Origin of the sequence: Aminobacter sp. MET-1, from assembly GCF_026521175.1 — a bacterium.
GTDB lineage: Bacteria > Pseudomonadota > Alphaproteobacteria > Rhizobiales > Rhizobiaceae > Aminobacter.
Genome location: NZ_JAMSHL010000005.1, coordinates 340432 through 354163 on the forward strand (window position 1 = coordinate 340432; position 13732 = coordinate 354163).

Below are 13732 nucleotides of genomic sequence, written 5' to 3' on the forward strand. Positions count from 1 at the left end.
GCCTGTATCACGAATTCGCGATCACTTAGCCGGAGTTGCCTCTCTTGAGGCGGCTCCGGCTAATCGCTTATAGCAGGGGCGCGGCAAGTGGACGGGGGCCTCGGGGGCACCGCACGTTGTCGTTGCATTATTTGCCTTGAACGTTCGGGATCTTTCGCCATGCAGCTCCGCCGCATCCTACTCGCCGGTCTTTGCGCCTCCCTTCTGAGCTCCACCGCCGCCCTTGCCGCCACTCCCGCCGGCAGGGTCGAGGCGCCGCAGCCTGGGGTTGCAAGTGACGTGATTGCCGTCGCCGCAAAGAGCGATGTCTCAGAACTGAAGCAGCTCAAGAAAAAGAAGAAGCCGACCGACGACGATCTGGCCCGAATCAAGGAGCTGGAATCCAAGATCAAGGCCGACAACGAGACGGCCCGCCTGAAGATGCTCGAGGCCAAGAAGATGGCCATGCGCGAAGCCGCCAAGCAGAAGGCCGAGCAGGCCCGTGAACTGGCTCGTCTGAAGAAGGCCGAGAAGGCGAACGAACAGGTCGCTTCGGCCGCTCCCGCCAAGCGCAACCTGCAGCCTCTCGAGGTGATGAAGCCTATCGAGCCGCTCGCTCCCGACGCGATGGAGGTGGCTTCCACGGGCAACAGCGGTGAACTGCGCAGCGAGGCTCCGGGCAAGCCCAAGCAGGCCGGCCTGTTCGGCGGTATCTTCGGCAGCGCACCTCAGCAGCAGGCCATGCTGCCGCAGACCCGGGCGCTGGACGCTGTGCTGCAGGCCAAGCAGGCCAAGAAGCAGTTCAAGGTAAAGTCCGATTTCGAGCCGCAGGAAGTTTCGTTCCCCGGCTATGAACGTGGCCAGATCGTTGTCGACACCGGCTCGCGTTACCTCTACCTGATCGAGTCGTCCTCGACGGCCCGCCGCTATGCCATCGCGGTCGGCCGCGAAGGGCTGGAGTTCAAGGGCAAGGCGACCATCGGCGACAAGCAGGAATGGCCGCGCTGGATTCCGACCAAGGAAATGCAGGAGCGCGAGCCCAAGAAGTACGGCCAGTACAAGGACGGCATGAACGGCGGACCGGAAAACCCGCTCGGCGCGCGCGCCATCTACCTTTACCAGGGCAAGAAGGATACCCATATCCGTATCCATGGTACCAACCAGCCGCAGACGATCGGCACAAATTCTTCGAACGGTTGCTTCCGGATGGTCAATGACCATGTCATGGACCTCTACAATCGCGTGAAGATGGGCTCTGAAGTCATCGTCATGTAAGGCGTTCTTCGAACGCTGATAGTGGGCCGGCGGTCACGCCGGCCTTTTTGTTTGCGCGCATTCCCGCACGCAGAACCGTATTGCCAGATAGGGAAAAGTCCGACGCGGCGGATTTTTCTCTGGCGGAATCGATTTGGCCGCGTTAAGCGATGACTCCCATGGCGCGATATGTTTTCATCACCGGCGGCGTGGTCTCTTCCCTTGGAAAAGGCATAGCCGCAGCAGCCCTAGGGGCTCTTCTGCAAGCACGCGGATATCGCGTGCGCATCCGTAAACTCGATCCGTATCTGAACGTCGACCCGGGAACGATGTCGCCTTACCAGCATGGTGAGGTGTTCGTGACCGACGACGGCGCGGAAACCGATCTCGATCTCGGTCACTACGAACGCTTCACCGGGCGTTCGGCGAACCAGAGCGACAACATCACCACCGGCCGCATCTACAAGAACATCATCGAGCGTGAGCGGCGCGGCGACTATCTCGGCGCAACCGTGCAGGTCATTCCGCACGTCACCGACGAGATCAAGAACTTCATCCTCGACGGCAACGATGAGTACGATTTCGTGCTCTGCGAGATCGGCGGCACGGTGGGCGACATCGAGGCGATGCCGTTCCTCGAAGCCATTCGCCAGCTCGGCAACGACCTGCCGCGCAACAACGCGGTCTACGTGCATCTGACCTTGATGCCGTACATCCCGACCGCTGGCGAGCTCAAGACCAAGCCGACCCAGCACTCGGTCAAGGAGCTGCGCTCGATCGGCATTGCTCCGGACATCCTTCTGGTGCGCGCCGACCGCGACATTCCCAAGGAAGAGCGCCGCAAGCTGTCGCTGTTCTGCAATGTGCGCGAATCGGCCGTCATCCAGGCGCTCGACGTAGGCCACATCTACGACGTGCCACTGGCCTACCATAAGGAAGGCCTGGATTCGGAAGTGCTGGCCGCTTTCGGCATCGACCCTGCCCCCAAGCCGCGTCTCGACGCCTGGCAGAACGTGTCGCAGCTGATCCACAATCCCGAAGGCGAGGTCACCATCGCCGTGGTCGGCAAGTACACCGGCCTCAAGGATGCCTATAAGTCGCTGATCGAGGCGCTGTCGCATGGCGGCCTCGCCAACAACGTCAAGGTCAAGCTCGACTGGATCGAGAGCGAGGTCTTCGAAAAGGAAGATCCGGCACCGTTCCTGGAGAAAGTCCACGGCATCCTCGTGCCCGGCGGCTTCGGCGAGCGCGGCTCGGAAGGCAAGATCCTGGCAGCCAAGTTCGCCCGCGAGCGCAAGGTGCCGTATTTCGGTATCTGCTTCGGCATGCAGATGGCCTGCATCGAGGCGGCGCGTTCGTTGGCCGGCATCGAGAATGCCTCTTCGACCGAGTTCGGTTCGACCAAGGAGCCGGTTGTCGGCCTGATGACCGAATGGCTCAAGGGCAACATGCTCGAGAAGCGTAAGGCCTCGGGCGATCTCGGCGGCACGATGCGCCTCGGCGCGTTCGAGGCGCGGCTGTCGGAAGGCTCGAAGATCGCCGAGATCTATGGCGATACCGACATCTCCGAACGTCACCGCCACCGCTATGAGGTCAATATCGATTACAAGGAGCGCCTCGAAGAGTGCGGTCTGGTCTTTGCCGGAATGTCGCCAGACGGCGTGCTGCCCGAGACGGTCGAATATCCTGACCACCCCTGGTTCATCGGCGTCCAGTACCATCCGGAGTTGAAGAGCCGCCCCCTGGAGCCGCATCCGCTGTTTGCAAGCTTCATTGAAGCTGCCGTCGAACAAAGCCGGCTGGTCTGATATCCATGCGCGCCGACGCGAGTTCGCCGGCGCGCATCTTTCCTGAGTGGCATCACGCATGACCACCTACGTGGCGCTGCTCTACAGCATCGTTCTCGGCCCCGGACGACGAGTCGTCATGTCCGACCTGCGCGACATGGCTGCCGATCTCGGTCTTGCCGATCCGCGCACGCTGGTGGCGACCGGAAATCTGGTCTTCGAAGCGGACAGGGTAATTCCCGAGCTCGAACGCGATCTCGAAACGTCTTTCGCCCGGAAATTCGGCAAGCACGTCGATATCATCGTCCGCGATGCAGCTTCATGGACGAAACTTGTAGCTGCCAATCCGTTCCCTGAGGACGCGGAACGCGAACCAGACCAGGTGGCTGTGCGGGTGATGCGTAAGCCGGTGACGCCAGATATCATCGACCGGCTGCGCTCCTACGTGGCACCGGACGAGAAGCTTGCTGCCGTGAACGGAGACATCTGGCTGCATTTCTCCCGCAGTGCCGGAACGTCGCGGCTGCTTGGCGCGCTGACGCCGAAGCGGGCAGGTGGTGTCGGCACGTCGCGGAACTGGAACACGGTCCGCCGGCTGGGCGACATGGTTTCAGGGCTTTGAGGCGCTTCACCTTGCGAAAAACACTGAATTGAGGCACAGCGCTGGCCAATGACCAAAACCGTCCAGAATGGGCCGCGTGCCCTCGACCACGTGGTCCTGCCGACCGCCAGCCTTGCGGTTGCGCGCCAACGCCTGTCATCGCTTGGTTTCACGGTCGCGCCCGAGGGCGTCCACCCCTTCGGTACGATCAATTGCTGCATCTATCTCGCCGACGGCACCTTCCTGGAGCCGCTGGCGGTGGGCGACGCCTCTGCCGTCGATCTGGCCGTGTCCAACAGCAACGTCTTCGTGGCGCGCGACCGTTCGTTCCGCGTCGCTCATGGCAATGAAGGCTTTTCCGCTGTCGTCTTCGCCTCCGATGACGCCGACGCCGACCATCGCGAATTTGTCGAAGCCGGTGTCTCGGCCGGCCCACGCCTCGATTTCTCGCGGCCCTTCGTCGATGCCGGCGGACGCGCCGATGTCGCATCGTTCCGGCTCGCCTTCACGGCTGAGCCCGCGAACACCGGGGACGCCTTCTTCTTTGCCTGCGAGCGCGCCAACGCGCCCAAGGTCGACCGCAGCGCCCTGCAGGTCCATGCCAATGGCGTGCGCCGTGTAGTTGCCATAGAGGCCAAGGCCGCCAACTCCGCCTCGGCCGCAGCCTTCCTGTCGACGGTCGCGCGCAGCGCATCCGAACCAGCAGCCGACGGCACCAAGGTGTCGCTGGCGAACACAGATTTCATCGTTCGCGCGGCGACGGGGAGCAACCATATCCAGCTCGGCTCCATCGTTTTCGCCGTCGACGATCTGGCAAGCCTGCGTATGCTCCTTGCAGAGCGCGGCATCGAACACGATCTAGACGGCCATCGGCTGGTGATTCCGCCAGCGCCGGGGCAGGGTGCTGCCTTCATATTCGAGGAACAGAAATGACCAAGCCGAACGCCACCGTCTCAGTGGGCAACACGCTGTTTGCCAATGACGCGCCGCTGTCGCTGATCGCCGGCCCGTGCCAGTTCGAATCGCGCCAGCATGCCTTCGACATGGCCGGCAAGCTCAAGGAACTGACCCAGAAGCTTGGTATCGGCTTTGTCTACAAGTCGAGCTTCGACAAGGCCAACCGCAGTTCGCTGTCCAGCACCCGCGGTGCCGGCCTCGATGCGGCGCTGCCCGCTTTCGCCGACCTGCGCAAGGAACTGGGTGTTACCGTTCTCACCGACGTGCACACCGAAGAACAGTGCGCTATCGTTGCCGAAGTGGTCGATGTGCTGCAGATCCCGGCCTTCCTCAGCCGCCAGACCGACATGCTCATTGCTGCCGCCAAGACCGGCAAGGTCGTCAACGTCAAGAAGGGCCAGTTCCTCGCCCCCTGGGACATGAAGAACGTCATCGCCAAGGTTACCGGCTCGGGCAATCCGAACGTCCTGGTGACCGAGCGCGGCGCGTCCTTCGGCTACAACACGCTGGTGTCCGACATGCGCGCGCTGCCGATCATGGCCGACATGGGCGCGCCTGTCATTTTCGACGCCACCCATTCGGTGCAGCAGCCGGGCGGGCTGGGCGCCACCTCGGGCGGCGAGCGCCGCTTCGTCGAGACGCTGGCACGTGCGGCCGTTGCCGTCGGCGTCGCTGGCGTGTTTATCGAAACGCACGAGGATCCCGACAATTCCACGTCGTCGGATGGACCCAACATGGTGCCGTTCAAGGACATGCCGGCCTTGCTCGAAAGACTGATGGCCTTCGATCGCGTCGCCAAGGCCTAGCAGGCGCGCTCCGCGCGGCTGCGTCGCCCGCCTGCAACTCCTGCTTGAGCCCGGCCTCGGCCGGGCGTAGGATTCTTCCGTGACTGAGCATTTCAGCAGGAGGACTTCCATGACTGTTGCCCGCGTTACGGAAATCACAGCATCGTCGACCAAGAGCTTCAAGGACGCCATTGAAGATGGTATCGCGCGCGCCTCGAAAACGCTGAAGAATGTCGAAGGCGCCTGGATCCAGGACCAGAAAGTGGTCGTCGAGAACGGCAAGATCGTTGCTTACCGGGTCAACATGAAGGTGACTTTCATCCTCACCGACTGACAGCTGCAGCTGTCGCACGCCCAAAAAAGATCGGAACCTGCCGGCCGGGGCATCGTTAACCCTGCATCCCACAACACAACAGGAGCAGGACCATGACGACTGTCACCGGCCATACCCAGGCCATTCCCGCATCGCGGGTCATCGGCACCAGCGTCTACAATTCCGCCGGCGAGACCATCGGCACGATCGAGGACGTGATACTCGACAAGACGTCGAACGGCATCATGTTCGCTGTCGTCGGGTTCGGCGGCTTCCTCGGGATGGGCGAGAAGTACCATGCCGTTCCCTGGCCGGCGCTCGGTTACGACAAGACACGGGGCGGCTATGTCGTGCCGTTCTCCGTCGACCAGCTCAAGGCGGCTCCTGCCTATTCGGTCAGCGAACTGACCCAGGATGACGGCCGGGCGGCTCGCGATGCCGCTTTCCTGCATTACCGAGTGAAGCCTTACTGGCATTGACCGGCGGCTCGAGCGAGAAAAAGAAAGCCCCGCAAAATGCGGGGCTTTCTTTGTCCAGAGGCGGCGCACCTATCTCTCGGTCGTGAGCATTCTCACATGCGACTTGCCCAGTGTGGGCGGTTGGCTGTCGCAAGAGGTCAGGAATGCGGCTGCGATGAAGAACAAACTCAGGATACCACTCAACTCGGTCATGGCGAAACTCCCTCTGTTTCGCCCCGCGCGCAGCGAACTTACCCGAAAGTGTCGGGTTTTGCCTGCCTGTTCAGATGAAAAATCGTGACAGCGCTTTGCTGAAAGTGAATCGCGGCTTACGCAACGTGATATTTCGACCCACGCGATTGCCTTTTTGTCTGCTTTGGCTAAGACGGGCGCGGAAATCCAACCGATCCATTCTGCGATCAGCTCCCGGGGATGCCTCTTATGACAGCAATCATCGATATCGTCGGCCGCGAGATTCTCGACAGCCGTGGCAATCCCACCGTCGAGGTGGACGTGGTTCTCGAAGACGGCTCGATGGGCCGTGCGGCCGTGCCGTCAGGCGCTTCGACCGGCGCCCATGAGGCAATGGAACTGCGTGACGGTGGCCCACGCTATCTCGGCAAGGGCGTCGAGCGCGCCGTGGAAGCCGTCAACGGCGAGTTGTTCGAGGCGATCGGCGGCATGGAAGCCGAGCACCAGATCCATATCGACCAGACCATGATCGAGCTGGATGGCACGCCCAACAAAAGCCGTCTCGGCGCCAACGCCATCCTCGGCGTGTCGCTTGCGGTTGCCAAGGCCGCGGCCGAGTCGTCGGGCCTGCCGCTCTACCGTTATGTCGGCGGCCCGAACGCCCGCGTCCTGCCGGTGCCGATGATGAACATCATCAACGGCGGCGCGCATGCAGACAATCCGATCGACTTTCAGGAATTCATGATCATGCCGATCGGCGCGCCTTCGCTGCGTGACGCCGTGCGCTGGGGCTCGGAAATCTTCCACACCCTGAAGAAGGGTCTGAAGGACGCCGGTCACAACACCAATGTCGGCGACGAGGGTGGTTTCGCGCCGAATCTCAAGAGCGCCCAGGCTGCTCTCGACTTCGTCATGGCCTCGATCGAGAAGGCCGGTTTCAAGCCGGGCGAAGACGTGGCACTGGCGCTCGACTGCGCGGCCACTGAGTTCTTCAAGGACGGCGCCTATGTCTATGAAGGCGAGCGCAAGACCCGCGATCCCAAGGCGCAGGCCAAGTACCTTGCCAAGCTGGCTGCCGACTATCCGATCATCTCGATCGAGGACGGCATGGCCGAGGACGACTGGGAAGGCTGGAAGTACCTGACCGACATCTGCGGCGACAAGGTGCAGCTGGTCGGCGACGACCTGTTCGTCACCAATTCGGCCCGCCTGCGCGACGGTATCAAGATGGGCGTCGCCAATTCGATCCTGGTCAAGGTCAACCAAATCGGCTCGCTGACCGAGACGCTCGACGCCGTCGAGACCGCACACAAGGCGAGCTACACCGCCGTCATGTCGCACCGCTCTGGCGAAACCGAGGATTCGACCATCGCCGACCTGGCGGTTGCCACCAACTGCGGCCAGATCAAGACCGGCTCGCTCGCCCGTTCGGACCGTACCGCCAAGTACAACCAGCTCATCCGCATCGAGGAAGAACTGGGCAAGCAGGCGCGCTACGCAGGCAGGTCGATCCTGCGCGGCTGAAGCTCGCTTCATCAATGTCGAAAGGCGGGGCTTGCCCCGCCTTTTTTGTCTCTCCGTCTTCCCGGATCGCGCTTGCGTAACCCTCCATTAAGCACAATGGAGCGACAAGAGCGTGAGAGAGGGTCGAGCCATGTGGACACGCCATCATAAGCAGAGAAACACCGGGCGGCTGATCGTTCCGGCGCTTGCTGCGATGTTCTTCAGCTATTTCGGCTTCCATGCCTATCACGGCGAATTCGGCATCTATTCCAAGTACAGGCTCGAAGCGCGGGCAGGCGAGCTGCAAGGCCGGCTCGATGCGGTTCGCGGTCATCGCCTGGAGGTCGAGCGGCGCGTTCGCATGCTGCATGACGGCACGCTCGAGAAGGACATGCTTGACGAACAGGCGCGCAACGCGCTCAATGTCTCCCATGCAGATGAGCTGACCATCATGCGTCCGCTCGGCGGTGCGATTAACTGAATTCCAGTTAATCAACAAGAAATTCAACAAATTTAGGCGCTTAACCGCATGCCTGCTATGCATTTTTCCGCATGGCGCAGCGTCACTCCCCATGCTAGCGTTTGGTCATGGAGAGGAGAGACAATGCATGATCTCCTCAATGTCCGCAAAGAGACGCCACTAGGGAGTGATGCATGGCCACCGCCGCCAAAAAAGCGCCTGCCAAAACGAAATCAGATTCAAGATCGTCTACACCGGTAACGCCCAAGCCGGTCGACTTCACCAAGGAGCAGGAGCTCTCCGCCTATCGCGAGATGCTGCTCATCCGCCGCTTCGAGGAAAAGGCCGGCCAGCTCTACGGCATGGGCTTCATCGGCGGCTTCTGTCACCTCTATATCGGTCAGGAAGCGGTCGTCACCGGCCTGCAGATGTCGCTGATCGAAGGCGACCAGATGATCACCGCCTATCGCGACCACGGCCACATGCTTGCCATGGGTCTGTCGGCGCGCGGCGTCATGGCGGAACTGACCGGGCGTCGGGGCGGCTTGTCGAAAGGCAAGGGCGGCTCCATGCACATGTTCTCCAAGGAAAAGCACTTCTACGGCGGTCACGGCATCGTCGGCGCCCAGGTGTCGCTCGGCACGGGCCTTGCCTTCGCCAATCGCTACCGCGAGAACCCCAATGTCAGCCTGACCTATTTCGGCGACGGTGCCGCCAACCAGGGCCAGGTCTATGAAAGCTTCAACATGGCCGCGCTGTGGAAGCTGCCGGTGATCTACGTCATCGAGAACAACCGCTACGCCATGGGTACCGCCGTTACGCGCGCTTCAGCCGAGACGGATTTCTCGCAGCGCGGTGTTTCCTTCAAGATTCCGGGTATCAAGGTCGACGGTATGGACGTGCGCGCGGTCAAGGCCGCCGGCGACCTGGCAACCGAATGGTGCCGTTCGGGCAACGGCCCGATCATCCTCGAGATGGAGACCTACCGCTATCGCGGCCACTCGATGTCCGATCCGGCCAAGTATCGTTCGAAGGACGAAGTGCAGAAGATGCGCTCCGAGCATGACCCGATCGAGCAGGTCAAGGCGCGTGTGCTTGCCAAGAAGTGGGCAAGCGAGGACGACCTCAAGGCCATCGACAAGGACGTGCGCGATGTCGTGGCCGACGCCGCCGATTTCGCCCAGACCGATCCCGAGCCGGATGTTTCCGAGCTCTGGACCGACATCGTGATCTAAGGGAGGGCGAAAAGATGCCGATCGAAATTCTCATGCCTGCGCTCTCTCCGACGATGGAAGAGGGCAATCTGTCCAAGTGGTTGAAGAACGAGGGCGACAAGGTCGCCGCCGGTGACGTGATCGCCGAGATCGAGACCGACAAGGCGACGATGGAAGTCGAGGCCGTTGACGAAGGCGTCATGGGCAAGCTGCTGATCGCCGCCGGTACCGAAGGGGTCAAGGTCAACACGCCGATCGCAGTGCTTTTACAGGACGGCGAAAGCTCGGCCGACATCGGCAAGGCTGCTGCTCCGGCCAAGGCCGAGGCTCCTGCTGCCGCTGCCCCGGCTGCCTCCGCCCCGGTTGCTGCCGCCCCCAAGACGGAAGTCGCTGCCGATCCCGATATCCCTGCCGGCACGGAGATGGTGTCGATGACGGTGCGCGAAGCGCTCCGCGACGCCATGGCCGAAGAAATGCGCCGCGACGGCGACGTTTTCGTCATGGGCGAGGAAGTCGCCGAATATCAGGGCGCCTACAAAATCACCCAGGGACTGCTGCAGGAATTCGGCCCGCGTCGCGTGGTCGACACCCCGATTACCGAGCACGGCTTTGCCGGTGTCGGCGTCGGTGCGGCAATGTCCGGGCTCAAGCCGATCGTCGAGTTCATGACCTTCAATTTCGCCATGCAGGCGATCGACCAGATCGTCAACTCGGCGGCGAAGACGCTGTACATGTCGGGCGGCCAGATGGGCGCGCCGATCGTGTTCCGCGGCCCCAACGGAGCTGCTGCCCGCGTCGCGGCCCAGCACTCGCAGTGCTATGCCGCCTGGTACAGCCACATCCCCGGTCTCAAGGTGGTCATGCCTTACACGGCAGCCGACGCCAAGGGCCTGCTGAAGGCTGCGATCCGCGATCCGAACCCGGTCATCTTCCTCGAGAACGAGATTCTCTACGGTCAGCATTTCGACGTGCCGAAGCTGGATGATTTCGTCCTGCCGATCGGCAAGGCCCGCATCCACAAACCGGGCAAGGACGTCACCATCGTCTCCTTCGGCATCGGCATGACCTATGCGGTCAAGGCCGAGGCGGAGCTGCGCGGCATGGGCATCGACGCCGAGATCATCGATCTCAGGACCATCCGTCCGCTCGACCTCGACACCATCATCGCCTCGGTCAAGAAGACCAACCGCCTGGTGGTGGTGGAAGAAGGCTTCCCGCAGTCCTCGGTCGGCGACTTCATCGCCAACCAGGTGTCGCAGCGCGCCTTCGACCATCTCGATGCGCCCGTCATCACGATTGCCGGCAAGGACGTGCCGATGCCTTATGCGGCCAATCTCGAAAAGCTCGCTCTGCCGAACGTCGGCGAGGTGATCGAGGCGGTCAAAGCAGTCACGTATCGCTGACAGGGGCGGGAGGTCATCATGCCGATCAATATCACCATGCCTGCCCTTTCGCCGACCATGGAAGAGGGCAACCTTTCGAAGTGGCTGGTCAAGGAAGGCGACAAGGTTTCGCCCGGCGACGTGATCGCCGAGATCGAAACCGACAAGGCAACGATGGAAGTCGAAGCCGTCGATGAAGGCACGGTCGCCAAACTTCTGGTTCCGGCCGGCACCGAGGGCGTCAAGGTCAACGCGCTGATCGCCATTCTTGCCGGCGACGGCGAGGATGTCGGCGCTGCCGCCAAGGGCGGCGCTGCTGCGCCTGCCAAGGCCGAAGCGCCGGTCGCGGCGGCGGCTCCTGTTGCGCCTGTGGCCGCGACGCAGCCGACCCCGGCAGCACAGCCTGCCGCGGTTCACGCCAATGGTGCTGCTGCACCGGCCAGCGATGGTCGCAGCTTTGCCTCGCCGCTCGCACGCCGCATCGCCAAGGATGCCAATGTCGACATCTCGGCCGTGACCGGCACCGGGCCGCATGGCCGCGTGGTCAAGGCCGACGTCGAGGCCGCGATCTCGGGTGGCGGCGCCAAGGCTGCACCTGCTGCCAAGGCTCCAGCAGCCCCGGCTGCTGCGCCCGGAGCCAAGGGCATGCCTGACGACCATGTGCTCAAGCTGTTCGAAGAAGGCAGCTACGAGCTCATTCCGCACGACAACATGCGCAAGACCATCGCCCGCCGCCTCGTCGAGGCGAAGAGCACGATCCCGCATTTCTATCTCACGCTCGACTGCAACATCGATGCGCTGCTGGCACTGCGCGCCCAACTCAACGCCGCAGCACCGAGCGTGAAGACTGAGAAGGGCGAGGTTCCCGCCTACAAGCTGTCGGTCAACGACATGATCATCAAGGCGATGGCCCTGGCCCTCAAGGCCGTCCCGGATGCCAATGTGTCATGGACGGACCAGGCCATGGTCAAGCACAAGCACGCCGATGTCGGTGTTGCCGTGTCGATCCCGGGCGGGCTGATCACCCCGATCATCCGCCAGGCCGACATCAAGACGCTGTCGGTCATCTCCAACGAGATGAAGGACCTCGCTAGCCGGGCTCGCAACCGCAAGCTCAAGCCGGAAGAGTATCAGGGCGGCACCAGTGCCGTGTCCAACCTCGGCATGTTCGGCATCAAGGACTTCTCCGCCGTCATCAACCCGCCGCATGCCACCATCCTGGCTGTCGGCGCGGGCGAGGAGCGGGCCGTGGTGAAGAATGGCGAGATCAAGATCGCCAACGTGATGTCGGTGACGCTGTCGACCGATCACCGCGCTGTCGATGGCGCGCTGGGTGCCGAGCTTCTATCGGCCTTCAGGCGCCTTATCGAAAACCCGATGGGCATGCTGGTCTAAGCATCGGCCCTCCTCGTCCGCGAGGAGGGCATTCGCCTTGCTGGTCGAAAGGCTAGGATTGGGGACCCTTTCATGAAGTCAGTTCTTTGCTACGGCGACTCGCTGACCTGGGGCTACGATGCCGCGGGCCCAGGCCGCCATGCGCTCGAAGACCGTTGGCCGAGCGTGCTGCAGGCGGAACTCGGGCAGGGCGTGCATGTCATCGCCGAGGGTCTGAACGGCCGCACCACCGCCTTCGATGATCATCTCGCGGCCACCGACCGCAACGGCGCACGCACCTTGCCGACCGTCCTTGGCACGCATACGCCGATCGATCTCGTCGTCATAATGCTCGGCGCCAACGACATGAAACCATGGATCCATGGCAATCCGCTCGCCGCCAAGCAGGGCATGGCGCGGCTGGTGTCCATCGTCAGGAGCTACGACCACGGCATGGACTACCCTACGCCTGAAATCCTGCTGGTGTCGCCGCCTGCCGTCAGCCGTACCGACAATGCCGAATTCAAGGACATGTTTGCCGGCGGCGACAAGGCCTCGCACAAGCTTGCGCCGCTCTATGCGGCGCTGGCCGACGAGATCGGTTGCGGTTTCTTCGACGCCGGCTCGGTTGCGGTGACAACGCCGCTCGACGGCGTGCATCTCGACGCCGGCAACACGCGCGCCATCGGCAAGGCACTTGCTCCGGTCGTGCGCGTGATGCTGGAGCTCTGATTTGGCCGGCCAAGTCACCATACGCCGTGCCGAGAGGCGCGACGCGGCCGAACTGGCGATCCTTGTCGACCTGTCGTCGCACGGCATCGCCTCGTGGCTCTGGTATGGTGCGGTGCTCGATGGCACCGCACAGACCGCGCTTGAACATGGGCGCAACCAGTTGCGCCGCGACGAAGAGCGCGCCGGATGGAAGGACGCGAGCCTCGCCGAGGTGGGGGGCGAGACCGCCGGCGTGGTGATCGGCCATCTCGTCGATCCGTCCTTTGCCGATGAGACGGCGCCGCATCCGGTGTTCGAACCGATTTTGAAGCTGCAGCAGCAGGTCATCGGCCACTGGTTCATCGACAGCGTCGGTGTGTATCTGCATCACCGTGGACACGGCATCGGCCGCAAACTGCTCGACCATGAACTGGCGCGTGCCGCAGGCCGCCCGGTCAGCCTGATCACCGAAAGCACCAATGAAGTGGCGCTCGGCCTTTACAAATCCAGGGGATTTGCGGAAGCGGCGCGTCTGGCATCCGTACCGATCGACGACAACAGCAAGCAACACGACTGGGTGCTGCTCACGCGCAGCGCGACCTGAACAAGAGGCACACTCATGGCTGAGAATTACGACGTCATCATCATCGGCTCCGGTCCGGGCGGCTATATCGCTGCGATCCGTGCGGCCCAGCTCGGCCTCAAGACGGCGGTTGTCGAACGCGAGCACCTTGCCGGCATCTGCTCCAACTGGGGCTGCAT

The 13732-nt window shown here is 62.6% G+C and carries 15 protein-coding genes; all 15 read left to right on the forward strand.

Annotated features, from left to right (window positions below; genetic code table 11):
• The first annotated feature begins 159 nt into the window (after positions 1-159).
• Positions 160-1254 carry a L,D-transpeptidase gene (locus NDO48_RS10335; protein ID WP_018428084.1) on the forward strand — a complete coding sequence of 365 codons (1095 nt, stop codon included), beginning with the start codon at positions 160-162 and terminating at the stop codon, positions 1252-1254.
• A gap of 149 nt (positions 1255-1403) precedes the next feature.
• Positions 1404-3041 (forward strand): CTP synthase, encoded by a 1638-nt coding sequence (locus tag NDO48_RS10340; protein WP_085941092.1) that lies wholly within the window; start codon positions 1404-1406, stop codon positions 3039-3041.
• Between the two features lie 58 nt (positions 3042-3099).
• Positions 3100-3642 (forward strand): DUF1697 domain-containing protein, encoded by a 543-nt coding sequence (locus NDO48_RS10345; protein WP_018428082.1) that lies wholly within the window; start codon positions 3100-3102, stop codon positions 3640-3642.
• A gap of 48 nt (positions 3643-3690) precedes the next feature.
• The gene (locus NDO48_RS10350; protein WP_018428081.1) at positions 3691-4554 is read left to right on the forward strand and encodes a VOC family protein; all 864 of its coding nucleotides are present in this window, start codon (positions 3691-3693) and stop codon (positions 4552-4554) included.
• Complete coding sequence (gene kdsA / locus NDO48_RS10355) at positions 4551-5384, forward strand: 3-deoxy-8-phosphooctulonate synthase (RefSeq protein ID WP_018428080.1); 834 nt, start codon at positions 4551-4553, stop codon at positions 5382-5384. Before NDO48_RS10350 ends, kdsA begins: the two co-directional genes overlap by 4 nt.
• A 109-nt stretch (positions 5385-5493) precedes the next feature.
• A complete protein-coding gene (locus NDO48_RS10360; RefSeq protein WP_018428079.1) occupies positions 5494-5697 on the forward strand; it encodes a dodecin family protein in 204 nt (67 codons plus the stop codon).
• A gap of 92 nt (positions 5698-5789) precedes the next feature.
• A complete protein-coding gene (locus NDO48_RS10365) occupies positions 5790-6155 on the forward strand; it encodes a PRC-barrel domain-containing protein (RefSeq protein WP_267321426.1) in 366 nt (121 codons plus the stop codon).
• A 420-nt stretch (positions 6156-6575) separates the two neighbouring features.
• The gene (gene eno, locus NDO48_RS10370) at positions 6576-7850 is read left to right on the forward strand and encodes a phosphopyruvate hydratase (RefSeq protein WP_267321427.1); all 1275 of its coding nucleotides are present in this window, start codon (positions 6576-6578) and stop codon (positions 7848-7850) included.
• A 130-nt stretch (positions 7851-7980) separates the two neighbouring features.
• Positions 7981-8310, forward strand: a complete 330-nt coding sequence (locus NDO48_RS10375; RefSeq protein WP_018428075.1) for an FtsB family cell division protein — start codon at positions 7981-7983, stop codon at positions 8308-8310.
• 173 nt (positions 8311-8483) lie between these two features.
• Positions 8484-9524 (forward strand): pyruvate dehydrogenase (acetyl-transferring) E1 component subunit alpha, encoded by a 1041-nt coding sequence (pdhA, locus tag NDO48_RS10380; protein ID WP_018428074.1) that lies wholly within the window; start codon positions 8484-8486, stop codon positions 9522-9524.
• A 14-nt stretch (positions 9525-9538) separates the two neighbouring features.
• Positions 9539-10906: a pyruvate dehydrogenase complex E1 component subunit beta gene (locus tag NDO48_RS10385; RefSeq protein WP_018428073.1), complete on the forward strand. Its 1368-nt coding sequence runs from the start codon at positions 9539-9541 to the stop codon at positions 10904-10906.
• 18 nt (positions 10907-10924) lie between these two features.
• On the forward strand, positions 10925-12280 hold the full coding sequence (locus NDO48_RS10390) for a pyruvate dehydrogenase complex dihydrolipoamide acetyltransferase (RefSeq protein WP_018428072.1): 1356 nt from the start codon (positions 10925-10927) through the stop codon (positions 12278-12280).
• Positions 12281-12352: 72 nt separating this feature from the next.
• On the forward strand, positions 12353-12991 hold the full coding sequence (locus NDO48_RS10395; RefSeq protein WP_018428071.1) for an SGNH/GDSL hydrolase family protein: 639 nt from the start codon (positions 12353-12355) through the stop codon (positions 12989-12991).
• A gap of 1 nt (position 12992) precedes the next feature.
• Positions 12993-13574 carry a GNAT family N-acetyltransferase gene (locus NDO48_RS10400; RefSeq protein ID WP_018428070.1) on the forward strand — a complete coding sequence of 194 codons (582 nt, stop codon included), beginning with the start codon at positions 12993-12995 and terminating at the stop codon, positions 13572-13574.
• A gap of 15 nt (positions 13575-13589) precedes the next feature.
• Positions 13590-13732, forward strand: a 143-nt coding sequence (locus NDO48_RS10405; protein ID WP_267321430.1) for an FAD-binding protein, incomplete at its 3' end; no start/stop codon positions are given.

Bases quoted from the DNA above. Each gene is read 5' to 3' on its own strand.
- NDO48_RS10335 (WP_018428084.1), top strand. From the start codon at position 160: ATGCAGCTCCGCCGCATCCTACTCGCCGGTCTTTGCGCCTCCCTTCTG.
- NDO48_RS10340 (WP_085941092.1), top strand. From the start codon at position 1,404: ATGACTCCCATGGCGCGATATGTTTTCATCACCGGCGGCGTGGTCTCT.
- NDO48_RS10345 (WP_018428082.1), top strand. From the start codon at position 3,100: ATGACCACCTACGTGGCGCTGCTCTACAGCATCGTTCTCGGCCCCGGA.
- NDO48_RS10350 (WP_018428081.1), top strand. From the start codon at position 3,691: ATGACCAAAACCGTCCAGAATGGGCCGCGTGCCCTCGACCACGTGGTC.
- kdsA (WP_018428080.1), top strand. From the start codon at position 4,551: ATGACCAAGCCGAACGCCACCGTCTCAGTGGGCAACACGCTGTTTGCC.
- NDO48_RS10360 (WP_018428079.1), top strand. From the start codon at position 5,494: ATGACTGTTGCCCGCGTTACGGAAATCACAGCATCGTCGACCAAGAGC.
- NDO48_RS10365 (WP_267321426.1), top strand. From the start codon at position 5,790: ATGACGACTGTCACCGGCCATACCCAGGCCATTCCCGCATCGCGGGTC.
- eno (WP_267321427.1), top strand. From the start codon at position 6,576: ATGACAGCAATCATCGATATCGTCGGCCGCGAGATTCTCGACAGCCGT.
- NDO48_RS10375 (WP_018428075.1), top strand. From the start codon at position 7,981: ATGTGGACACGCCATCATAAGCAGAGAAACACCGGGCGGCTGATCGTT.
- pdhA (WP_018428074.1), top strand. From the start codon at position 8,484: ATGGCCACCGCCGCCAAAAAAGCGCCTGCCAAAACGAAATCAGATTCA.
- NDO48_RS10385 (WP_018428073.1), top strand. From the start codon at position 9,539: ATGCCGATCGAAATTCTCATGCCTGCGCTCTCTCCGACGATGGAAGAG.
- NDO48_RS10390 (WP_018428072.1), top strand. From the start codon at position 10,925: ATGCCGATCAATATCACCATGCCTGCCCTTTCGCCGACCATGGAAGAG.
- NDO48_RS10395 (WP_018428071.1), top strand. From the start codon at position 12,353: ATGAAGTCAGTTCTTTGCTACGGCGACTCGCTGACCTGGGGCTACGAT.